Origin of the sequence: Asticcacaulis solisilvae, from assembly GCF_052327315.1 — a bacterium.
GTDB lineage: Bacteria > Pseudomonadota > Alphaproteobacteria > Caulobacterales > Caulobacteraceae > Asticcacaulis > Asticcacaulis solisilvae_B.
In genome coordinates, this window is record NZ_CP166196.1 from 1,891,540 (window position 1) to 1,912,513 (window position 20,974).

Sequence of the window (20,974 nt, forward strand, 5' to 3'; positions counted from 1 at the left end):
CGGTATTCTGTTGAAAACCCCGTTGAGTTTGGCAGGTCAAACGATTACATACGGTCCATGAACAAGTCATGGTCCCCCAAAGACTGGCGCGCACTGCCAGCCCTGCACATCCCGAACGACTATCCGGATGTCCAGGCCCTCAACGCTGTTGAAGCCGAACTGTCCCACCTGCCGCCGCTGGTGTTTGCCGGCGAAGCCCGCCGCCTGACCTCGGCGCTCGGCGAAGTCGCCAAGGGCAATGCGTTTCTGCTGCAGGGCGGGGATTGCGCCGAAAGCTTCAAGGAGTTCTCGGCCGACAATATCCGCGACACCTTCCGTCTGATTTTGCAGATGGCGGTCATACTGACTTTTGCCGGCGGCCGTCCGGTGGTCAAGGTCGGCCGCATCGCCGGCCAGTTCGGCAAGCCGCGCTCGTCCGCCGTCGAAACCATCGGCGACGTGACCCTGCCCAGCTATCGCGGCGACAATATCAACGGCATGGAATTCACGCCCGAAGCGCGCATTCCGGACCCGCAGCGCCTCCTCAAGGCCTACCATCAGTCGTCGGCGACGCTGAACCTGCTGCGCGCGTTTGCGAACGGCGGCTATGCCGACCTGTACAACATCCACAAGTGGACCCTGGGCTTCGTATCGTCGCCGCAGGGCGAGCGTTACCGCGCCCTGGCCGAAAAGATCTCCGAGACGCTCAGCTTCATGTCGGCGATTGGCGTGACGCCGGAAAGCCACCCGCAGATCCGCCAGGTCGACGTCTTCACCAGCCACGAAGCGCTGCTGCTCAACTTCGAACAGGCCATGACGCGCGTCGATTCGACGTCGGGCGACTGGTACGACACGTCGGCGCACATGCTGTGGATCGGCGAGCGCACGCGTCAGCTCGACGGCGCCCACGTCAACTACATGAAGGGCATCAAGAACCCGATCGGCGTCAAGTGCGGCCCGACGCTTGAGCCCGACGACCTGCTGCGCCTGATCGACACCCTGAATCCGGAAGCCATTCCGGGCCGCCTGACCCTGATCGGCCGCTTCGGCTCGGACAAGGTGGCGGAACGCCTGCCGCGACTGATGGCCGCCACGCGCAAGCACGGCGTGCCGGTGGTGTGGTCGATCGATCCTATGCACGGCAATGTCGTCAAGGCGTCGAACGGCTACAAGACGCGTCCGTTCGACCGCATCCTGTCGGAAGTCCGTTCGTTCGTCGATATCGCCGCCAGCGAAAACGTCCATCCGGGCGGCATGCACCTGGAAATGACCGGCCAGAACGTCACCGAATGCACCGGCGGCGCCTTCGCCCTGTCGGACGAGGACCTGCAGGACCGCTACCACACGCACTGCGACCCGCGCCTCAATGCCGACCAGGCGCTGGAACTGAGCTTCCTGGTGGCCGAGCGCCTGCATACGCTTAAGGACAAGGCGCAACAGGCGGCGTGAGCCTGCTGCTATTGTTGTTGAAATGAGAATGCGCCGGGCTGCGAGTCCGGCGCATTTTTTTGGTTTTGGATCTGGACCGTAGGCTTAGTGCGGATATCGCTTATCTTCCGCCTGCTGGACGGCGCTTCGAGGTTCGGCGTGCCATGCCTCCGCCTGCGTGCGGGCCTTGGCGATCTGAGCGGGCGTCATTTTTGCGGAGATTTCATCTTCCCGACGGGCAAGGTAGTTTCCGTTGTACGTCGCCATGTTTGTCTTAGCCGCCAAAAGTGTCCATTTGTAAGCCTGAACCAGGTCGCGGCGCACTCCGGTTCCGTCTTCGTACATCTGTCCCAGGGCGGCCTGGGCTTCACCATCTCCGTAATCCGCGGCTTTTTGTAACCAGCTGACTGCCGTGACGTCGTCCGGAGCGCCCCCTTCGCCGAGATAGTTCATATTGGCGAGGTTTTCCATGGCAGCCAAATATCCCTGGTCGGCAGCCTTGCCGTACCAGAGGCGCGCCTTGGCGTAGTCTTTGGGAAGGCCATTGCCGTAGTGATAGATGTCACCAAGTTCCGTCTGATCTCTGGCCGAGCCGGTTTCCGCCCTTCGGGCGACGACGGCGGCTTGATCTGCATCCAGGACGGCAAGGGGTGGCGGAATGATCAAAGCTTCACGCGTCTCGGCCAAGGCCGGCGTTGTCGCCAGAAGGCCCAGGGCAAAAAGCCCGGATATCAGTCTCGATGGTTGCCGCATGATTTCCCCCAGTCGTTCAGGTCCAGACAGTGGATGGAACGATCGCCGGAAAATTACCCGGAAATCTGCAGGGATGGCAAACAAATTTGGCGGCAGACGGTCCAACCCGTTCCGCGTTGCGGGTTGGAAATGATCTTGCGTAAATTTCACTTACGCTTTGGCGCGGTTCGGAGTACCTACCGCGCATGTTGCAATTGAGATCACAATTGACACCCGATGTGAGGGCGGCGTTTGCCGCCCTTTACCGTCTGTCGTGGCCGGTTGCGGCTTCGCGCGTCGGCGTCATGCTGATGGCGTTTCTCGATACGGTGATCGTCGGGCGTTATTCCTCGGCCGAACTCAGCTTTCTCATGTTGTCGCAGGCCCTGTTCTGGGTGCCGGCCGTGGCCAGCATGGGTCTGCTGATGGGTATCCAGGTCAAGACGGCGCATTTCCTTGGGGCAGGGGACCTGCACCGCATCGGCGCGGTCTTCCAGCGCGGCATGATCTACGCCGTGGTGATGGGTTTCGGGCTTATGGTGTTGCTGCTCGTGGCGGGGATTGGCTTCCTTAGCCTGATCGTCAGGCCCGAACTGGCCGCCGGGGCGCGGATGCCGCTGATCGTGTTCGCGGCGTCGATGCCGATGTTCCTGGTGCTGACCGGGTGTTCGCAGTTCCTCGAGGCGCTCAGCCGGACCCGCGATGTCATGATCACAACCCTGATCGCCAATGCCCTTAATGTCGTGCTGCTGCTGGTATTGGTACCGGGACACGTGGCGGGCATCCATGGCGCCATGGGCGCGGCCGTGGCGACGCTGGTTGCACGCTCGCTTCAAGCCGTCGCCCTGTTCGTCCATATCCTGCGGCTGAAGGAAACGAAGCCGTACGACCTTCTCGGCCATCAGGCGCCCGACCACGAGGCTGCCGTCGAGCAGCGCCATATCGGTTACGCGGCGGGAGCGTCCTACTTCATCGAGGCGGCGGCGTTTGCCGGCATGACGATGTTCGCCGGCCGCATCAGCGAGGAGGCGGTGGCGGCGTGGTCGATCATCCTCAACTTCGCCAGCATTGTCTTCATGGTGCCGATGGGCCTGTCGGCGGGGTGTTCGGTGCTGGTCGGCAAGGCCTATGGTGCGCATGACCGCGAAGGGCTGAAGCTGATGGGGCGCGTCAGCTTCGTTTCGGCGGCTGCGTTCATGACATCGGTCGTGGTGCTGATGCTGGTCTTCGCCGGGCCGTTGACGCATTTGTACACGACCGATCCAGACTTGCAGCCGCTGGTGCACCAGGGGCTTTTGCTGTCGTGCCTGTTCTATATCCCCGACGGCCTGCAGGTCGTGGCGGCCCAGGCCCTGCGCGCGCGCAAGGACGTGCTGGCGCCGACCGTCATCCATTACCTGTCTTACGGAGCGATCATGTTGCCGCTGGGGTTTGTGTTCGCGCTGACGCTCGGCTGGGGCACGGCGGGGCTGGTCGGCGCGGTCGTGGTGGCGTCGGCGGTATCGGGAACCTTTCAGACCGGCCGGTTCCTGTGGCTGGACAAAGCCTAGAACAGCACCGGCGCGCAATGGCTTGACTTGGGATCGGCGTCGGATGCCGTCTTCATGTCAGGGGCATTGGCATAAAACGTATCGCGCTCGATCTTCCAGCGTTGCCAGGGAATGCCGCTCAGGTCGAAGCGATAGGTTTGTACGTCCTTGCCGTCGGCTTCGACGATCAGATCCACGGGGACGGCCGTAAGCCGGTCGGCCAGTTCGGTGGCCAGGTCGGCGACCATAACGCTGTCGGTTGCCGTGGGCGGGATAATGCGAAAACGGCCAAGATCGGCGCCGTCCGGGGTCCGGACCTTCAGGAAAAGGGTCTGCGCCGAGCGATCAGGCAATTGCGACGTGCTGAACACGATATGCTCGCTTGTGCTTCCCGGCGTCAGGACCAACCTGGCGTCTTTCGCCGGACCGCTTATCGCTGCGGCTACGAGCGTGACTGTCGCCGAGCCCGGGGTCGCCACCAGCCGATCGCCGACAATATCGAAGATGGCGTGGTAATGCATTTGATAGGCAGGCGTGGTCGTCCACGCAGCACATTCAGCCTGTTTGGCGTGCGCCGACGCCGCTGACAGGCCGACAATTGCTGCGGTCACGATCGCAAGGCAGGCAGGTTTCATCGCAATATCCCCCGTAATGTACCAACGCCTAACATATGGGGCGGAATGAGGACAGGGTTTAGACGCCCAGCATCCAGCCTTCTTCGCCCGCCGCTATCGCCAGGTCCGCCTCGCTCACGCCCTTGGGGGCAGCGAACAGGGCGCCGAGTTCACCACGGTCGTCCATCTCGGCGAAGGCTGTGGCGGTCAGGCGCACGCCCGCAGCATCCTTGACCTCGCCGGCTTCGGCCGGGCCGTCGAACAGGGGCGGGAAGACCTCGGCGATCACCGTGTTGACCTCGCCGAAGCCGTCGGCCTCAAGCGCGCCGAAGCCCGTTTGCAGCGGCCAGACCTTCGCCTTGCCGGCCATCGAGTCCACCAGCGTCTTGATCGCGACGATGCCCAGCATGGCCTGGCCGCCGACCACGCCGGCGCCGTGCATCTGCCACAGGCTCTTGGGAGCCTGGGTTTTCTTGACGCGGTCGCGCGCCGCGTCCTCGGTCAGGCGATATTCCGGAAAGCCGCCGAAGGTCTCGGGTTTCAGCGTCGACAGCCACTTCTGCGCGGCGCTTTTCGGCCCGCCCCAGAACGGCCAGGCCTCGTCCGTGGTCAGGCGGTTGATCTTTGCGGCGACCTGGAAACGGTTGTTCGTGTTGTCCGGCTTGTCGACGACGTTCTTGTTGAGAAACTCCCACATGGCGCTCCAGTCGGCGAGGCCAAGTTTCGCGTTCAGGCCGCGCGGAAAGCCCAGCGCGAAGTTGACACCGATCAGGACGCGGTCGCCGCGCTTGTGCAGGTCGGCCAGGACAGAGCGCAGTTGCGTCATGGCGGCGGCGCGCGTCGCAGGGTTGTACGCTTCATAACTCAGGCGGAAGCGGACATCGCGCTTCATGACGCCGATCCATACGGACGACTCGCCGGTCTTCTTGCCTTCGGCGGCGCTGAAATCGACGATCACATAGGCCCCGAATAGACGGTTCACGGCGGTCTCCCTGACATCAAAATGGGGTCGCTTGTAACGCGCCTGCCGCGCCTGCGAAAGGGGGATGTGGGATCATCACGCCCCTGTGCACATGTTTCCGGCCTTGCCTGCGTCCATACAAACGCAAAGTGGTAACCTTATCCATTTTGTAATTTCCGTTTTGTGGGAAAACTGCTTAACTCGCGCCGATTCCGGGTTGGAGCATAGAACGGTCATGACGAAGACTTTGCGTGTGGGGGTTGCGGGGGCAGGCGTTTTTGGCGGCTATCACGCCAACAAATACAGGCAGGCGCCCGAAGCCGGGATCGCCATCGACTTTGTCGGCATCTACGACCTCGACCGTTCCCGCGCCCAGGCGCTTGCGGCGCAGCACGGCGTCAAGGCGTTCGCCGGCGACGAACTGGGAGAATTCCTGGCGCAGCTCGACGCCGTGACGATCGCCACGCCGGCCTTCGCGCACGCTGAGGTCGCATTGAAGGCCCTGAAAGCCGGTGTTCACGTCTATAGCGAAAAGCCCCTGGCGACCAGCGACGACGATGGCGACGCCATGGTCGACCTGGCCGAGGCCAAGAGCCTGGTGCTGGCGGTCGGCCACCAGGAGCGCGCCGTTTTCGAAGCCATCGGCCTGTACGATGTCACTGAGCGGCCGACGCGGCTGGAAGCCGTGCGCAACGGCACCGCATCGGCGCGCAATCTCGATGTCTCGGTGGTGCTGGACCTGATGATCCACGACCTCGACCTGGCCCTGACCCTGGCGGGTGGTGAGGCCGGCGGGCTGGAAGCCAATGCGCGCCGCCGCATGGACGAGGGCTATCATGCCGTCGGCGCCGATGAGGTGTCGGCCGACGTCACCTTCGAGACCGGCATGATGGCATCGTTCAAGGCGTCGCGCATGGCGGCGGCGCGTGAGCGCACCATGCGCATCATCTATCCGTCGGGCGAGGTCGAGATCGACTTCCTGGCGCGCACCTTCCGCAATACGACGCCGTTTCCGCTGAATCCCGATTTCGCGGATGCGGCAATCGCCAAGGATCCGCTGGGCACCAGCGTGTTCCGTTTCCTTGAGACCGTGCGTGGCCGGCTTGACCGGCCCCTGTGCATGGGCGTCGAAGCCCTGGCGGCTTTGGGCCTGGCACTGGCGATCGACGAAGCGGTGGCCGAAGCCGAGGTCGAGGCCCATCCGTCCTAAGGGCGGGGCTATCCACAGATTACACAGATTTCACAGATTATTCCGTGTCTTAAACGACGGACAGCGCGAGGGCATGCCTGTATAGCGCTTCGCGCGAAGCGCAATTATCCAGCCGGGCAACAAGCGCGGGACTGCGCTATCGCACGGAATAATCTGTGAAATCTGTGTAATCTGTGGATCACTTCCTGCTTAAGGAAGCCGTCACGCCCTAATGCGACTGGCCTTTGAACACGATCCCCAGGACCATGACGCCATACCCGCCCAGGGCAAGCCAGTAGCGGTATTCCGTTAAATAGGGAACATCGCGGAAGTAGCCGAGCACGCTGGCCATGACCAGGGCGGCGGACACAAAAAAGAGCAATAAGCCAAAAGCCGACAACTTCATGACGGACGAAAACCCACCCACCTGACTATCCGTTATTGTATTATAAGGCCGCTACGCGAATTTTTTTATGGCACTGCACACGAATATCACCGGCAGTTTTGCCGCCGTCAAGGCTTGGTTGGCAATATCTTAATTAAAGCGCGCGGGTGGCGAAAAGCAGCTCGTGCAATACCGCCAGAACGGAGAAAACCGAGGCCGCCAGGAACATGCGCGCATAGCCCAGTTCATCGGGGATGAAGGCCGTGCGGCCTTCGATGATGGCAACGAACGGAATGATCGAGGTCCGCTTCTTGATCGAGCCGTACAGTTCGCCCATGCGCGCCATGCGTTTGCGGTCGATATTGTTGGCGCCGATGGCGCACACGGCCAGCAGCGAGCCGAAGAACATCCAGCTGGCCAGGTTGCCGTTGCAGATCAGGTGGATCAGCGCCCACAGGCCGATGCCCGCCAGGACGGGATGGCGCGAAATGCGGATGATGCCGTAGACGGTCTTGTCGGGCGGGCGGCGCAGGGACAGGAGATTGGTCGGCGACGGCGTCAGCAATCCCAGCACGACCAGCAGGATGGCGATGAAGTTGCCGACCAGGGCGATGATGCGCAGGAACAGCGGCGCGGACCAGAAGGCGTGGTACAGGCCGTCCTGGTTACTGGTGGCGATGAAGAAGGCGACACCCATCCACACCAGGCCGACGATCGAAAACAGGCCGAACAGGATGTAGTAGGCTGTCGCGCCGATGCCGCCGATGATCTGCTCCTTGAGCGTCGTACCGGGCACCATCAGATGGATGCAGAGAAAGAAGGCGCAGGCCAGCGCTAAGGTCCACATTAAATCGGGTCCGCGGCGTTATATGTATGGGATGAGGGGGGCGTTGAGCACGTCACCCTCGGATTTTTTTGGCGGTGCCGCCGGCGTGTGGGCCGGCGCGGGCAGGGCCGCATCGGGCGCCGGCAAAGGCGCGGGGGCCGCGACCTTGGTTGGCTCGGGCACGGGCGTGATCGGCGGCGGCGCCTTGATGTCGCGCATCGGGGGCCGGCGGATGATCGCTTCGACGTGGTAGAACCAGCGCCGGGCCGTTTCCAGCGCCGCGCGCGGACCTTCGGCGCGGGCGGTCAGGGCATCGTTCGGATCCCACAAGACCAGTTCATAGTCGGGATGCGCCGGATCGTCGAAGATCAGGCGGATGGTGACGCGCGTCACGGCCGGGGCGATGTCGTCCAGCATCTTGTGCGGGCCGTTGCGGATGACGCGGGCCACCAGCTTGTTGTCGACGAAGACCTCGATGCCGATCAGGTCGGCAATGCCGTACATGCGGCGCGGCTTCTTGCCGAAGTCGCGCACGATGACGATCTTGTTGACATTGTAGGCGATGGCGACGGCGGCCTTGCGCACGGGCTCGATCGAGGCGACGTCGGGTTTCACGCCACCCAGCGCCTCGCTGATCTCGTCTTCCAGTTTCTTCGGTTCCTCGACACGCGTTTCGTAGATCCTGTACAGAATGAACAGGATCGCCAGCCCCGCGGCGGACAGGATAACGAGCATGGGCAGGAAGGTCGGCAAGGTCGGACTCAGGCTGCGGTGGTCAAATCGAACCGGATATTAACCACGAAACAAGCCAGAGGGTAAGGGGGCGTCGCCGCAAAAGCGCACCGATCGCGCGCGTCAGGCGAAAAACATCAGTTTTGACATGACCTTGTGGCCTGTTTGTCGCAGCTTGCCTATTCGGCGACGTAGACTTCCTGTTCGGCCATGGCGTCGATTTCCCACGGCGGCAGGACCTCGTCTTCAGGTTCGGCGGGACGGGGAGAGCCGTGCTGGACGGCCGGCGCCGCAAAGGCTTCGCCGGCATAGGGCGCGGCCTGCGGCACGGCAGGGTTCTGCGGCATGCGCTTGATGACCGCATCGACATGGCTCAACCACTTACGGCCGAGGCGGACGGCTTCGGCGGGGCTCTTGGCCTGGACCTGAGCCTGGCCGATATCGCCGAACAGGCTGAGCTCGAACTCGGGCATCTCGACATCGTCGAACATCAGGCGCAGCACGACGCGCGAGGCGTTGGAATGGGTTTCGTTGAGCAGCCGGCGCGGTTCGCCCTTCTGCGCGCGGGCGACGACGCGTTCGTCGACGATCAGTTCGGCCCCTTCGATCTCGTCGAACGCGAAGACCAGGCCATGGGAACCGGTGTCCCACAGAATCGCCAGGTCACCGGCGGTGAAGTCGAGCCCGGCGGCCTTCTTGCCGCTGAGGTCGAAGACCATGGCGTCGGCGGCCTTGCCGAGCGCTGAATGGAGCGCGCGCGCAAGGCGGCGCGAGGCTTCGAACCACCACATCAGCCCGGAGGCAATGAGGGTCAGTCCGATCCCGGCGAACAGGAAGTAGAGGAGGATTCGAGCGATGTGGGCCATGGTCGTCTGCGAGCCGTTCTGCGCACATATGGCTAATAAAGTCTTTAGGATCGCAAACGAGCGTTAAAATAGGCTTTACGCGGCTCAATCGCCGCATGGCTCGCCGCGGCGAAGCGTGGTCCTAACGCTTCGTTCTTTGAGGACAAGCGCGGCAGCGCGCAGTCGCGCTTGCCGGCTTCTCGCGAAGCCGGAGGACCGCAGCGTTAGTCCGCCAACTCGACAACCACCGGTACGTGGTCGGACGGTTTGGCTTCGTCGTGCGTGCGGCCGCGCGCATCCTTATGGATGGTCAGCCCGACCAGCCGGTCGGCGGCTTGCGGCGACAGCAGGTGATGGTCGATGCGGATGCCTTCGTTCTTCTGCCAGGCGCCGGCCTGGTAGTCCCAGAAGGTGTAGCGGTTGCCTTCGGGCGTGGCGGCCTCGAAGGCGTCGGTATAGCCAAGATTCTTCAGGCCCTGATAGGCCTGGCGGACGGCGGGTTGATAAAGCGCGTCGTCCAGCCAGACGCTTTCCTTCCACAGGTCGTCCTTTGTCGGGATGATATTGTAGTCCCCGGTGACGACCGTGATGTCCTCGAACTCGAGCACCTCGGCCATGCGTGCATGCAGGCGTTCCAGCCAGCGCAGCTTGTAGGCATACTTATCGGTGCCGAGCGGGTTGCCGTTGGGCAGATAGATGCCGATGAAGCGGACCGGGCGAGGGGCCTCGATCAGGGCTTCGATATAGCGCGATTGCTCGTCGGCCTCGTCGCCGCCCAAGCCGCGGGTGATGTCGCTCAGCGGATGCTTCGAAACGATGGCGACACCGTTATAGGTCTTCTGGCCGTGGACCGCGCAGTTATAGCCCAGCGATTCAAAGGCTTCGTAGGGGAATTTCTCGTCGATGCACTTGATTTCCTGTAGCGCGCAGACGTCCGGCTGCGCTTCCGCGAACCATTCGAGGACCAGCGGCAGGCGGGCATTGACGGAATTGACGTTCCAGGTCGCGAGTTTCATGCCCGAGGTTTTAGGCCGTGGGGCGGATTCGAGCAAGCGGGAAGGGGAGTCTAAAAGATCGCGCAGATCGAAAGCGAAGTCGTGAAATGCAGCGGGCTGCCTCTATCGTTTCCTCGCTTGGGAAAGGGATTGGTAGTTGTCGAAAATCTCTACTTGCGCCAACGCTTTTCCTTCGTTCCAGATTGAAATCCAGTTGTCCGGGTGGATATCAATCGAATGCGGCTTACCGTCTTCCAATGTGATGACCGCCTCTCCGCCAAACGCCACCTCGTATTGATCGCAGTGAGGTTCAATAAAAATGGTCAGTGGTGTCGAAAGACGATTTCGAAACGGCAGCTTCATATCTTCCCCTTTTCAGGTATCGTTCGTGGAATGTGAGTTATGCGCGGCGATGAGATGGATTTGTCTGACGGATCCATCTTTAGTACGCGACCGGTCCACCTTGCCTACAACGAGAAGCTGACCCCGCAGCCACAGGAAGACACCGCCAGCGGGTTCAGGATTTTGAACTGCGAGCCCACCAGTTCCTCGACATAGTCGATCATCGCGCCGGCCATCAGGGGCGCGGAGATCTCATCGACCAGAGCCGTGGCGCCGTCGAGCGTGATCTCGCTCTCGTCGGGCAGCCGGTCCTCGACCAGGTCGAGCTTGTACTGGAAGCCTGAACACCCGCCGCCTTCGACCGTGACGCGCAGCAGGACGGGATGGCCGGCATCCTGGCTCAGGCGGTTGATATGGCGCGCGGCGGCGGCGGTCAGCGAGATATTATGGCTCATGGACGCTATATGGAGGCAATACCGGTTAAAATCAGCCCCAAACCGCTGATTTCCATTGGAAAGACAGCGATTTTTTAGGTGATCGTTACAGAATATAGTATAGACCCGCAGCCGAGACCACTGCGAGACGGTAAAAGCATGACCCTGGCCCCTTACGCTGAAGACGTGACCAAGAGCCTGGGGCGCCTGCATCCGGAATCGGACAGCGCCACGCGCACCGCATTCGCCCGCGACCGTGACCGCATCATCCATTCGACCGCCTTCCGCCGCCTCAAGGGCAAGACCCAGGTTTTTGTGGCCAACGAAGGCGACTATTTCCGCACGCGCCTGACGCACAGCCTGGAAGTGTCGCAGATTGCACGCTCGCTGGCGCACTCGATGAATCTCGACGTCGACCTGGCCGAAACCATCGCCTTGTCGCACGACCTGGGCCACCCGCCGTTCGGCCATGCCGGCGAGGACGAACTGCACAAGTGCATGGAGCCGTGGGGCGGCTTCGACCACAACGTCCAGACCTTCCGCGTCATCGTCAAGCTGGAAGAGCGCTATCCGGCGTGGGACGGGCTGAACCTGACCTGGGAAACCCTGGAAGGCATCATCAAGCACAACGGTCCCGTCACGCATCACATGGCCGAACCGTCGTGGAAGTCGATCAACGATTTCAACGCGCAATGGGACCTGCGTCCCGATACTTTCGCTTCGATGGAAGCGCAGGTGGCGGCGATTTCGGACGACATCGCCTATAACAATCACGATGTCGACGACGGTCTGCGCGCCGGGCTGTTCACCATCGCCGACCTGCTCGACGTGCCGATGATCGGCCCGGTGCTGCAAGGGGTACAGAAGGACTGGCCGGCGCTCAATGACCGCATGGTCCGGCTGGAAGCCGTGCGCCGCATGATCGGCATCATGATCGCCGACGTCCAGGCCGAGACCGAAAAGCGTCTGAAGGAAGACGGGATCGAGACGCCCGAGGACGTGCGCATGGCCAAGCGCCAGATGGTGCAGTTTTCCAAGCCTGTCTATGACGACCTGTCGCGGCTGCGCGGCTTCCTGTTCCAGCGCATGTACAAGCATTACAGGCTGAACCGGACGCGGTCCTACGCCAAGCGGACGCTGAACGAGATGTTCCACCTGTTCCTGGCCGAGCCCGATACGCTGCCGACCGACTGGTTTGAGCTGGTGTGCGCCAAGGATACCGAAACGGCGCGGGCGCGGGTCATCTGCGACTATATCGCGGGCATGACGGACGCCTATGCCATCGAAGAGCATAAGCGCTTGTTTTCGTTCTAAGCGGAAATCCTGCTACTTGCGGGCGCTGACGGAATGCCCCTTCCGTCATGTTCGCTTCGCTCCATGTGGCTGGATCGGCGTCAAGCCGAGCCAGACGGAAGGGGCAACCTGGTCAGATGATCAAGCACGCCAAGTCCGGGTTGACGGCGGCCGAAACGCATCGCATTTTCATTCGCAGAAAATATTTCACGACGGGCAGAGGCCCGCTGGAGGCAGGGATGAAGACGGTGTGGATGCTGGCGGCCGTTGCGGCGCTGGTGGCGGGATCGGCCGAGGCGCGTGTCAGCGAAAAGCTGGCGGTGCTGAAACCCGGCGCGGTCGTGCTGATGCAGGGCGACTCGATTACCGACGGCGGGCGCTGGCCTGGCGACGACTTCAACCACATCATGGGCCAGGACTATGCCTACATATTGGCGGGCGAAATCGGGCTGACCTATCCGGAACGCAACCTGGCCTTCATCAACCGAGGCGTCAGCGGCAATACGGCGACCGATTTGGCGGCGCGCTGGCAGGCCGATACGATCGCGCTCCATCCGGATGTGTTGAGTATCATGGTCGGCGTCAATGACACCTTTTACGGCAAGGGCGAGACGCTGGAAGCCTATGAGGCCACCTACGACAAGCTGCTGGCCGACACGATCCAGGCCTTCCCGAACATCAAAATCGTGCTGGGCGAGCCCTTCCTGATGCCGGTCAAAAGCTATGCCGAAGACTATCCGGCCAAGCGTGCCGAACTGGAAAAGCGCCAGGCGGTGGTGAAGAAACTCGGCGCCAAGTATCATTTGCCGGTCGTGCTGTACCAGGAGGCGTTCGACGCGGCCTTGTCGCGCGGACCGGCCAATACCTGGTCGTGGGACGGTGTGCACCCGACCTATGCCGGCCATGCCCTGATGGCCGAGACCTGGCTGAAGACGGTGGACGCTTTCTGGCGTTAAACCAGCGGCCCGATCTTCACCGGCACGCCGAAATCGGGCGTGCCGTCCTTGCGGTAGTGGATGTACTGCAAACGCGTGTGGCGGTTGGGATCGTAGAGCGGGTCGCCGACGATCTCCTTGTAGTCGCGGGCGTGATAGACCAGCAGGTCGCGGCCCTTTTCGTCGACCGTGAAGCCGTTGTGGCCCGGGCCCCAGATATTATTCTCGGGCGAACTCTGGAAGACGGGCTCGGGCGACTTGGTCCACGCCGCCGGGTCCATGAGGTCGGCGTCGTCGGACGCGGTCAGCATGCCCATGCAGTAGTGGTAGTCGGTGGCGCTGGCCGAATAGGTCAGGAAAATCTTGCCGTTGCGCGCCAGGATCGCCGGGCCTTCATTGACCTTGAAGCCGATGATTTCCCACGGCAGGGTCGGCACGGTCAGGCGCGTGGGCTTGGCCGCAAGCGTCGTCGACGTGGCCAGGGGCGCGATATAGAGATTGCTGTTGGTGTCGATGCCCGGCTCGTGCTGGGCCCACAACAGGTAGCGCTGGCCCTTGTGCACGAACGAGGTGGCGTCGAGATTGAAGGTGTCCCACGGCATCTCGACCTGGCCCGTAACGGTCCAGGTCCCGGTCATCGGGTTTTCATCCGGACATGACAGAACGTAGGTGCGGACGTGAAACACCTCGCCGTGGTCGCCGGCGCCGAAATACATGTGCCATTGGCCATCGAAGCGATGGATTTCCGGCGCCCAGATATGGCCGCCCATCTTGCCCGTTTCGGGGCGGCGCCAGACGACGACTTCCTCGGCGGTCGCCAAGCCGGCAAGCGTCTTCGAACGGCGCAGCACCAGCCGGTCGTATTCGGGCACCGAGCCCGTAAAATAGTACCAGCCCCCGTCCTGATAGATCTGGCCGTCGGCGCGGTTCCTGATGAACGGGTTCTCGATGGTCATGCGATGGCGGCTTCCGGCTTGAGCGAAGGCGGGCAGGGCCAGTCCCGCGCCGGCTGAGGCGATCAGATGGCGGCGGGACATGGCGGGGTAGGGGTGTGGCATTATGAAGGACTGGCCTTGTGTCGGATCTGTTTATTATGTCTGACAAATAGTCTTTAGGGGGATGCCGCCGATTTGTCAAACGGCTGAACCCTGTTCCATGCGGATTTCGCGGACTGACGCTTTTTATGGCTTCCTTATGGGTGGCCGCCATTCAGCAGCGACAAGTTTATTTTCCGCCGCCCATTGTCGCGCGGCGGGCGAGGCCGGATTCACCGGTTGCGCGGCGCAAAGCGAAGCTGTCTTCCCCACCCCACAAAGGAGCCTGATATGCGTAAGCGTGTGATTGCCGCCATCGCCGGCCTTATGACCCTTGCTGTTTCCATGTCCGCCTGTTCGAGCTGGATGCACCACGACAAGATGTCGGGGAGCGCGGCGTCCTCGTCGTCGAGCAGTTCGTCGATGTAATACCTTGAGCCGGCGCGCTGGCAGCCCTGTCCGGCGCGCCGCTTTTGCAAAACAACTATATTTATTATTTCTTAGTGCGAACGATTGCATACTAACCTGAGATTGAACTGAACCGCCGGAGAAACGGCCGTGTCACGTACGCTCAGTGTCAACAAGCTCGACAAGGTCATCATGCTGGTCGACGACGATCCGCATGTCACCGCTATCGTCGAAATTTATCTCGGCCGGCTTGGGTATAAGTCCTGCACCTACCATTCCGGCATGATCGCCATGGCCAAGGCCTGCAAGGCGCAGCCCTCGTGTATCCTGCTCGATCTGGCCATGCCGGAGTTCGATGGTTTCACCTTCCTGCGGCTGCGCCAGAAGATGCAGGAGATCCGCGACATTCCGATCGTCGTGCTGTCGGCCAACCAGGACCGCGAGGACGTCAAGAGGGCTATCGACCTGGGCGCGGCGGGCTATGTCACCAAGCCCGTCGAGTTCGACAAGCTGGCCGGGCGGCTGGAGCGGATCGTCCCCAGTCCGTATTTCCAGAAGGCGGACACCAGCGAAGTGTCCTGGCGGGGCTAACCCAGCGCCTCGTCGATCGCCGAAAGAAGCTCCGCCGCCGCGCGGCCGATGGCGTCCGTCACACCCGTCTGCGTCCGCAGAAGGGAATCGAGCGCCTTGCCGGTTTCGCTGAGCCGCGCAAAGCCATACGACGCCCCCGATCCGCCCAGCTTGTGCGCATGATGTCTCAGCGTGGCATAGTCGTCGCTGTCGGCGGTGCGCGCCGCCGCCCGGGCGATCGCGGGCGCGATCTGCGCGCGCGTTTCGGCAAGGTGGCCACGATAGGTCCTTTGCAGGCGGTCGAGCAGGTCGGGCGGCAAGTGGTCAGTGGCGGCCGGCATGGAATGTCTCCCATATGGTGCGGATTTCCGACGGCAGGGTCATGGGGTCGAAAGGCTTTGAAATGACGCCGTCGGCGCCCATGTCGAGATAGTCGCGCACTTCCTGTTCCTGGATACGCGCCGTCATGAAGGCGACCGGCACGGCGGCCAGGCCCGGCTGGGCGCGCAGGGCCTTCAAGACGCCGGGACCGTCCATCCCGGGCATCATCACATCGATCAGGATGAAGTCTGGACTGAGCCCCGCGGCGCTTTCGACGGCGGCTTCGCCATTGCTCATGCAGGTGACCTGCAACTGTCCGACATCCTCGAGCGCCATCTGGGCGATTTCCAGGATATCGCTGTCGTCGTCGATGCACAGGACGTGATGCAGGCCGGCCGTCATGTCGCCACGCGCCGGGCCTGTGCGCCGTCGAGCACGGTGCAGATGGTCTCGATCATCCGGGCCTCGGGATCGCGCGACTTGATCAGCGTGGCTTCGACCGGGCTTTTGAGATCGCGCGGCAGGTCGCGCCCCGACAGGACCACGACCGGCGGCAGTTTGACGCCGGCCCTGGCCAGCGTGTCGAGCCACTTCAGTCCGTTGCCGTCCGGCATGGAGACATCGAGCAGGATCATGTCGAAGGCGCCGGTGCCGGCCAGGGTCCGCGCGGCCTTCAGCGTCGCCGCCGGCGTGACCGTGGCGCGGCCGCTGAGCGCGCTGGCGATGAACTGCGACAGGTGGCCGTCGTCCTCGACGTGCAGGATGTGGGGCAGGGTGCCCGGCGCCGGCATGGAGAACGGCGCGCCCGCGTCGCCACTGTCGCTGTCGCGTCGCTGGACCGCGCCGGCGCGCGGGAAGGTGACCCAGAAGACCGTGCCGACGCCCAGGGTCGATTCGAAACCGATCTGGCCGCCCATGTGCTCGACGATCTGCTGGCTGATGTGCAGGCCCAGCCCGGTGCCGGCGGCCTGGCGCGTGGCCGAGGAATCGGCCTGCGAGAACTTGCCGAAGACGCGCGCGCGGAATTCTTCCGGGATGCCGGCGCCGCGGTCGACGACCGACAGGGTCACGTCCGCGCCGATCGACGAAACGGCCAGTGTAACGGTCTCGCCCGGCGGCGAGAACTTGATGGCATTGGAGATCAGGTTGTTGAGAACCTGGTGGAAGCGCGCCGCGTCCACCGTCAGACGCAGGTGCGGCGGCACCGGCGCGGAGACCAGGAAGACGTTGAACTTGGCGGCATAGGGCTGGTTGGCTTCGACGGCGTTGCGCACCAGCAGGCTCAGATCCTGTTCCTGCATGTCGAAGCGCATGTGGCCCGAGCTGATCTTGTCGATGTCGAGGATGTCGTTGATCAGCAGGATCAGGCGGTCGCTATTGTCGTAGGCCAGTTGCACCAGCCTGCGCGCCTTGTCCGTCAGGGCGTCGGCATGGGCGCCGTTGAGCAGGCCCAGCGAACCCCGGATCGAGGTCAGGGGCGTGCGCAGCTCATGGCTGACGACCGAGATGAATTCGGTCTTCATGCGCTCGACCTCGCGGCGCTCCGTCACGTCCTCGAACTGGGCGACGACGAAGTTCGGCCGGCCGTCGGGGTGGCGCACCAGCGACAGGCTGACATGGGCCCAGATGACGCGGCAATCCCAGCGGTGATAGCGGTTCTCGCTCTGCACGCTTTCGGTCTCGCCGCCGGCGACCCTTGCCCACAGGGCCATGACAGTGTCGCGGTCTTCCGGGTGCAGGATCGACGGAAAGTCGTTGGCCAGCATGACGATCTCGGAATAGCCGAACAGGCGGCAAAGCGCCGGGTTGACGCGCAGCCAGCGGCCGGTGGCCGAGATGATGCCCATGCCGATGGTGGCGTATTCCATCACGGCGCGGAAGGTCTCCTCGCTGACCTTGAGCGCGGCTTCGTGCGCCTTGATGTCGCTGATGTCGCGGATGATGGTGGCCAGGCCGCACGGCGCGCCCTTGTCGTCGCGCTGCAGGGTCAGTACCTGCGAGACCGCGATCTCCTCCCCGTCGCCCCGGATGAAGGTGCCTTCACCTTTCCACTGCCCGCGGGCGCGCAGCGTAGGCAGGGCCTCGGTCGTGATGCGCCGCGCCACCGTCCCCTGGAACAGGCCCGACAGGGTGGTGTCGAGCGCGTCGTCCGGACCGATGCCCAGCATTTCGCGCGCGCTGGCATTGACGTGGATCAGCCGGCCCTTGAGGTCGGCCATGGCGATGAAGTCGGGCGACTGTTCGATGACGGCGCTCAGCCGGTCGCGGTCGCGGCGCATGGCTTCGCCGTCGCGGCGGATGCGGCAGTGTTCGACGGCGGCCTGGATATGCCGGCGCAGGATGTCGCCGGTCAGCTGCGACTTGACCAGATAGTCCTGGGCTCCGTCCTTGATCGCCTGCACGGCGATGGTTTCGTTGCCGTTGTCGGTCATCATGACGATCGGCAGGAAGGGATAGCGGTTGAGCAGGCTGCGCAGCACGTCGAGCCCGTTCAGGCCCGGCATGGCATAGTCGAGCAGCACGCAGTCCGGTTCACGCGCCGCGATCGCCGTCAGCGCCGTTTCGAAACCGGAGGCATGGGTGCAGGCGGCCGTGGCGTTCAGCAGGCGGGTTACATGCTCGCGATCGTCGGGACAGTCGTCGACGACGAGAACCAGGGGCAGGGGCGTTTCCGCGACCGCGCGCGTCTCCGCCAGTTGGGTCTGACCGTGCATCGGCCGCTCCGTACGTCGCGCAAGGCATCACGGCCTTGTGCTCAAAACACCCCCCCCGAGGGATGTTCCGGCGGCGCCCGAACGCGGCTGCCACCGATAGGTACAAAATATATATTGCAGGCCAGGGTTGCGCCTCGGAACGGAGCCCACCGTTCCGGAAAAGCTTTATATTACCGCTGCTCCCGCTTTTATGGCTTTCGAAAATCCGGATCTGGCCGGTGGTTTCGAGCGATATCGGGATGCGAACGTTTCCTGCCCTACGCGAACTCTACGCTCACTTACACACGTTATACGATAATATCCAGCGAAATACTTAAATTCCAATTTACGAAATGGTGAACACGATCTTTTTGAAAAACTATATCGTGTTCATACCTTTAAGAGATGATTTAGCGTGTCCGTATAGTGTAACGGGCACGATGGCCTGAGGGGGCCTTCGCCGGGGTTGCCATGAAAGACCTGCGCGCGCGCTACGTCGACACATTGAAGCAGTCGCGCGACGACCTGCACCACGCGCACGAAATGGCGCTGCTGTGGAGCTGCGACAAGACCTATGGCCTGATCCACCTGGCGTTGAACCGGCTGATGGGCTCGGCGGGAAGCCACGGCTTTACCCGCATTTCGAAGATTTCCCGAGAACTGCACGACCTGATGGGCGACGCCGGCCGCGACAGCCTGTGGAAGGTCGACGCCCTGGTGGGGCACCTGATCCGGGCGTGCGACGAGGCGATCGCCGACACGGGGCCGCAGGTTTCCGGCGGCTTCGGCAAGCGGAAAAGCGAAGCGCCGCCGTCGGCGTCCGTGGAGCGCGACACGCGGCCGCTGATGCTGGTGGCCGATGACGACGTCACCATCCGCGACCTGTTTTCGGAACTGTTCGCCGAGGACGCGCGCGTCATCACCGCGGTCGATGCCGCCGAGGCGCATGGCATGATCGAGCGGCACAGCCCCGACCTGGTGCTGCTCGACGACATCATGCCGGGGTCGATCACCGGCCTGACCCTGTTGGAACGGCTGAAAGCGTCGGCCCGCGTCATCATGATCACCGCCAGCGACGGCGAGGCCGACCGGGCCAGGGGCTATGCGGCGGGGGCCCTGGACTACATCACCAAGCCGTTCGACATCGGGGATGTCTACGGCCGGGTGCTCAGGCATCTTGCGGTCGGAGTCTGAGGCCTCACGTCGGCTGCAGCAAATCCCACAGATTGCCGAAGCGGTCGCGGAAGACGCAGACCGTGCCATAGGGCTCCTCGCGCGGGGCTTCGATAAAGACCGCGCCCGCCGCCGAAAAGCGGGCATGATCGCGCGCGAAGTCGTCCGTATGCAGGATCAGGAACACCCGGCCGCCGGTCTGGTCGCCGATGCGCGCAACCTGTTCGGGCTTCGAAGCCTTGCCCAGCAGCAGGCGCGTTCCGGACGCGCCCGGCGGCGCGATCAGCACCCAGCGCTTGCCATTGCCGAGGTCGCTATCCTCGACCAGATCGAAGCCCAGGCCATTGCAATAATGGGCGATGGCCTCGTCATAGTCCGGCACGACCAGCGTGACGGCGGCGATATGCGAGGTCACCGGGCGGCCTTCTTGACCAGGAACATGGCGGCGTCGGCTTCGGCCAGCCACAGCTCGGCGGTCGGCTGGTCGGCATAGACGCGGACGCCGAAGCTGCCGCCGGTCTTGAGATACAGGCCCTTGTATTCGAAGGTGCCGAGCGCCAGTTCGGCCTCGAGCTTCATGGCCTTGACGCGGGTCGAATTGATGTCGGCGTGGCGCAGCAGGATGGCGAATTCGTCGCCGCCGATGCGGCCGACGCTGTCGCCTTCGCGCACGCTGGCCTTCAGCGTTTCGGCGACATAGACCAGGGCGGCGTCGCCCGCCGCGTGGCCATAGGAATCATTGATCGCCTTGAAGCCGTCCATGTCGAGATAGATCAGGCAGGCGTGTTCGCCGTAGCGGCGGCAATCGGCCATGGCGCGCTGCATTTCGCGCAAGAAGGCGCGGCGGTTCAGCGTCGGCGTCAGCACGTCGCTGTCGGCCTGGGCCTCGGCGATGCGGCGGGCGTCGTGCTCGGCCTTGAGTTCGTGGCGCAGGCGCTCGTTTTCGGCGACCAGCGTGTCGATCATCGCCTTGGCGGATACGGCCCAGCCGTCGTCCGGCACCATCGGCGCGATATCGTTGGCGACGTGAGGCGTCGACGGCACGGGCGGCATCGGGGCAGGGGGCGTGGGCTCAGGCGCCGGAGGCGTCGGCGCGGGCACGTCGGCGCGCGGCGTCGGAATGCGCGCGCTGGGCGCCAGGGCTTCGAGTTGCGGCAGGATGGCTTCGAGCTGTTCCGTCAACGTCAGGGCAGGGGCGGCCTCGGGCGCCGGGGCCGGAGCGGCTTGCGGTTGCGGCGCCTGCATGCGGATGGCGACGGCGGCCGCTTCGTCCGGCTCCATTTCGAAATATTGCGCCAGCAGGCTCTGCATCGAGGCGGTCGTCGCCGGACGCACGGCTTCGGGGCCGCCGTGTGGCTCTGGCTGAATGGCAAGCGAGTGTAATGTCTTGTCAGGACCCATTGTCACGAAAAAGCTGGAAAGGAGTGGGGCCCCCGGCCCTTGATCCCGCCATGAAAGCACAGCCGCCGTTCTTGCGCAATGTGCTGAGAGGCGCGTTAACCTTCAATATTGGTGAGAACTGATGGTTAAATGACTGCTTGCAGTTGCGGGGCCTG

24 protein-coding genes are annotated in these 20,974 nt (G+C 63.2%); 8 read left to right on the forward strand and 16 right to left on the reverse strand.

Annotated features, from left to right (window positions below):
* Window positions 1–57: 57 nt before the first annotated feature.
* The gene (locus AB8717_RS08760) at window positions 58–1,428 is read left to right on the forward strand and encodes a class II 3-deoxy-7-phosphoheptulonate synthase (RefSeq protein WP_443750645.1); all 1,371 of its coding nucleotides are present in this window, start codon (window positions 58–60) and stop codon (window positions 1,426–1,428) included.
* 84 nt (window positions 1,429–1,512) lie between these two features.
* On the opposite strand, the gene AB8717_RS08765 is transcribed toward AB8717_RS08760, so the two are convergent.
* Entirely contained in the window at window positions 1,513–2,160 is a 648-nt protein-coding gene (locus tag AB8717_RS08765) for a tetratricopeptide repeat protein (protein WP_443750646.1), read from the reverse strand.
* Window positions 2,161–2,366: 206 nt separating this feature from the next.
* Between AB8717_RS08765 and AB8717_RS08770 the strand changes: the two genes are divergently transcribed.
* Complete coding sequence (locus AB8717_RS08770; RefSeq protein ID WP_443750647.1) at window positions 2,367–3,689, forward strand: MATE family efflux transporter; 1,323 nt, start codon at window positions 2,367–2,369, stop codon at window positions 3,687–3,689.
* Here AB8717_RS08770 and AB8717_RS08775 read toward each other — a convergent pair.
* Entirely contained in the window at window positions 3,686–4,303 is a 618-nt protein-coding gene (locus AB8717_RS08775; RefSeq protein WP_443750648.1) for a hypothetical protein, read from the reverse strand. The two genes, AB8717_RS08770 and AB8717_RS08775, sit on opposite strands and share 4 nt — an antisense overlap.
* 58 nt (window positions 4,304–4,361) lie before the next feature.
* Window positions 4,362–5,264 (reverse strand): cobalamin biosynthesis protein CbiG, encoded by a 903-nt coding sequence (locus tag AB8717_RS08780; protein ID WP_443750649.1) that lies wholly within the window; start codon window positions 5,262–5,264, stop codon window positions 4,362–4,364.
* A gap of 214 nt (window positions 5,265–5,478) precedes the next feature.
* Here AB8717_RS08780 and AB8717_RS08785 point away from each other — a divergent pair, with 214 nt between their 5' ends.
* Window positions 5,479–6,453: a Gfo/Idh/MocA family protein gene (locus tag AB8717_RS08785; protein ID WP_443750650.1), complete on the forward strand. Its 975-nt coding sequence runs from the start codon at window positions 5,479–5,481 to the stop codon at window positions 6,451–6,453.
* A 208-nt stretch (window positions 6,454–6,661) separates the two neighbouring features.
* On the opposite strand, the gene AB8717_RS08790 is transcribed toward AB8717_RS08785, so the two are convergent.
* The 7 genes from AB8717_RS08790 to AB8717_RS08820 form a co-directional block, all read right to left on the reverse strand.
* The gene (locus tag AB8717_RS08790; protein WP_443750651.1) at window positions 6,662–6,859 is read right to left on the reverse strand and encodes a hypothetical protein; all 198 of its coding nucleotides are present in this window, start codon (window positions 6,857–6,859) and stop codon (window positions 6,662–6,664) included.
* A gap of 112 nt (window positions 6,860–6,971) precedes the next feature.
* Window positions 6,972–7,664, reverse strand: coding sequence for an NnrU family protein (locus AB8717_RS08795; protein ID WP_443750652.1), 693 nt, complete (start codon window positions 7,662–7,664; stop codon window positions 6,972–6,974).
* Between the two features lie 18 nt (window positions 7,665–7,682).
* A complete protein-coding gene (locus tag AB8717_RS08800) occupies window positions 7,683–8,396 on the reverse strand; it encodes a hypothetical protein (protein WP_443750653.1) in 714 nt (237 codons plus the stop codon).
* A 158-nt stretch (window positions 8,397–8,554) separates the two neighbouring features.
* Entirely contained in the window at window positions 8,555–9,241 is a 687-nt protein-coding gene (locus AB8717_RS08805; RefSeq protein WP_443750654.1) for a hypothetical protein, read from the reverse strand.
* A 203-nt stretch (window positions 9,242–9,444) separates the two neighbouring features.
* Window positions 9,445–10,236 (reverse strand): exodeoxyribonuclease III, encoded by a 792-nt coding sequence (locus AB8717_RS08810; protein WP_443750655.1) that lies wholly within the window; start codon window positions 10,234–10,236, stop codon window positions 9,445–9,447.
* Window positions 10,237–10,338: 102 nt separating this feature from the next.
* On the reverse strand, window positions 10,339–10,578 hold the full coding sequence (locus tag AB8717_RS08815) for a hypothetical protein (protein ID WP_443750656.1): 240 nt from the start codon (window positions 10,576–10,578) through the stop codon (window positions 10,339–10,341).
* 104 nt (window positions 10,579–10,682) lie between these two features.
* Complete coding sequence (locus tag AB8717_RS08820; RefSeq protein ID WP_443750657.1) at window positions 10,683–11,012, reverse strand: HesB/IscA family protein; 330 nt, start codon at window positions 11,010–11,012, stop codon at window positions 10,683–10,685.
* Between the two features lie 138 nt (window positions 11,013–11,150).
* Here AB8717_RS08820 and AB8717_RS08825 point away from each other — a divergent pair, with 138 nt between their 5' ends.
* Together AB8717_RS08825 and AB8717_RS08830 are read left to right on the forward strand one after the other, a co-directional pair.
* Window positions 11,151–12,305, forward strand: a complete 1,155-nt coding sequence (locus AB8717_RS08825; protein WP_443750658.1) for a deoxyguanosinetriphosphate triphosphohydrolase — start codon at window positions 11,151–11,153, stop codon at window positions 12,303–12,305.
* Between the two features lie 218 nt (window positions 12,306–12,523).
* Complete coding sequence (locus AB8717_RS08830; RefSeq protein WP_443750659.1) at window positions 12,524–13,240, forward strand: SGNH/GDSL hydrolase family protein; 717 nt, start codon at window positions 12,524–12,526, stop codon at window positions 13,238–13,240.
* Here the strand turns inward: AB8717_RS08830 and AB8717_RS08835 are convergent.
* Entirely contained in the window at window positions 13,237–14,256 is a 1,020-nt protein-coding gene (locus AB8717_RS08835) for a glycoside hydrolase family 43 protein (protein ID WP_443750660.1), read from the reverse strand. The genes AB8717_RS08830 and AB8717_RS08835 overlap by 4 nt on opposite strands.
* 288 nt (window positions 14,257–14,544) lie before the next feature.
* On the opposite strand from AB8717_RS08835, the gene AB8717_RS08840 reads away from it, so the two are divergent.
* Together AB8717_RS08840 and AB8717_RS08845 are read left to right on the forward strand one after the other, a co-directional pair.
* On the forward strand, window positions 14,545–14,682 hold the full coding sequence (locus AB8717_RS08840) for a hypothetical protein (protein WP_443750661.1): 138 nt from the start codon (window positions 14,545–14,547) through the stop codon (window positions 14,680–14,682).
* 129 nt (window positions 14,683–14,811) lie between these two features.
* Window positions 14,812–15,252: a response regulator gene (locus AB8717_RS08845; RefSeq protein WP_443750662.1), complete on the forward strand. Its 441-nt coding sequence runs from the start codon at window positions 14,812–14,814 to the stop codon at window positions 15,250–15,252.
* On the opposite strand, the gene AB8717_RS08850 is transcribed toward AB8717_RS08845, so the two are convergent.
* The 3 genes from AB8717_RS08850 to AB8717_RS08860 are packed head-to-tail and all read right to left on the reverse strand — an operon-like array spanning window position 15,249 to window position 18,266.
* Window positions 15,249–15,572 (reverse strand): Hpt domain-containing protein, encoded by a 324-nt coding sequence (locus tag AB8717_RS08850; protein ID WP_443750663.1) that lies wholly within the window; start codon window positions 15,570–15,572, stop codon window positions 15,249–15,251. The two genes, AB8717_RS08845 and AB8717_RS08850, sit on opposite strands and share 4 nt — an antisense overlap.
* Window positions 15,556–15,954, reverse strand: a complete 399-nt coding sequence (locus tag AB8717_RS08855) for a response regulator (RefSeq protein ID WP_443750664.1) — start codon at window positions 15,952–15,954, stop codon at window positions 15,556–15,558. The genes AB8717_RS08850 and AB8717_RS08855 overlap by 17 nt, the downstream gene beginning before the upstream one ends.
* Window positions 15,951–18,266, reverse strand: coding sequence for a PAS domain S-box protein (locus tag AB8717_RS08860; RefSeq protein ID WP_443750665.1), 2,316 nt, complete (start codon window positions 18,264–18,266; stop codon window positions 15,951–15,953). Before AB8717_RS08860 ends, AB8717_RS08855 begins: the two co-directional genes overlap by 4 nt.
* 450 nt (window positions 18,267–18,716) lie before the next feature.
* Between AB8717_RS08860 and AB8717_RS08865 the strand changes: the two genes are divergently transcribed.
* Window positions 18,717–19,439, forward strand: a complete 723-nt coding sequence (locus AB8717_RS08865) for a response regulator (RefSeq protein ID WP_443750666.1) — start codon at window positions 18,717–18,719, stop codon at window positions 19,437–19,439.
* A 4-nt stretch (window positions 19,440–19,443) separates the two neighbouring features.
* Here the strand turns inward: AB8717_RS08865 and AB8717_RS08870 are convergent, their stop codons facing one another.
* A complete protein-coding gene (locus tag AB8717_RS08870) occupies window positions 19,444–19,833 on the reverse strand; it encodes a VOC family protein (protein WP_443750667.1) in 390 nt (129 codons plus the stop codon).
* Window positions 19,830–20,753, reverse strand: coding sequence for a GGDEF domain-containing protein (locus AB8717_RS08875; protein ID WP_443750668.1), 924 nt, complete (start codon window positions 20,751–20,753; stop codon window positions 19,830–19,832). The genes AB8717_RS08870 and AB8717_RS08875 overlap by 4 nt, the downstream gene beginning before the upstream one ends.
* Between the last annotated feature and the right edge of the window lie 221 nt (window positions 20,754–20,974).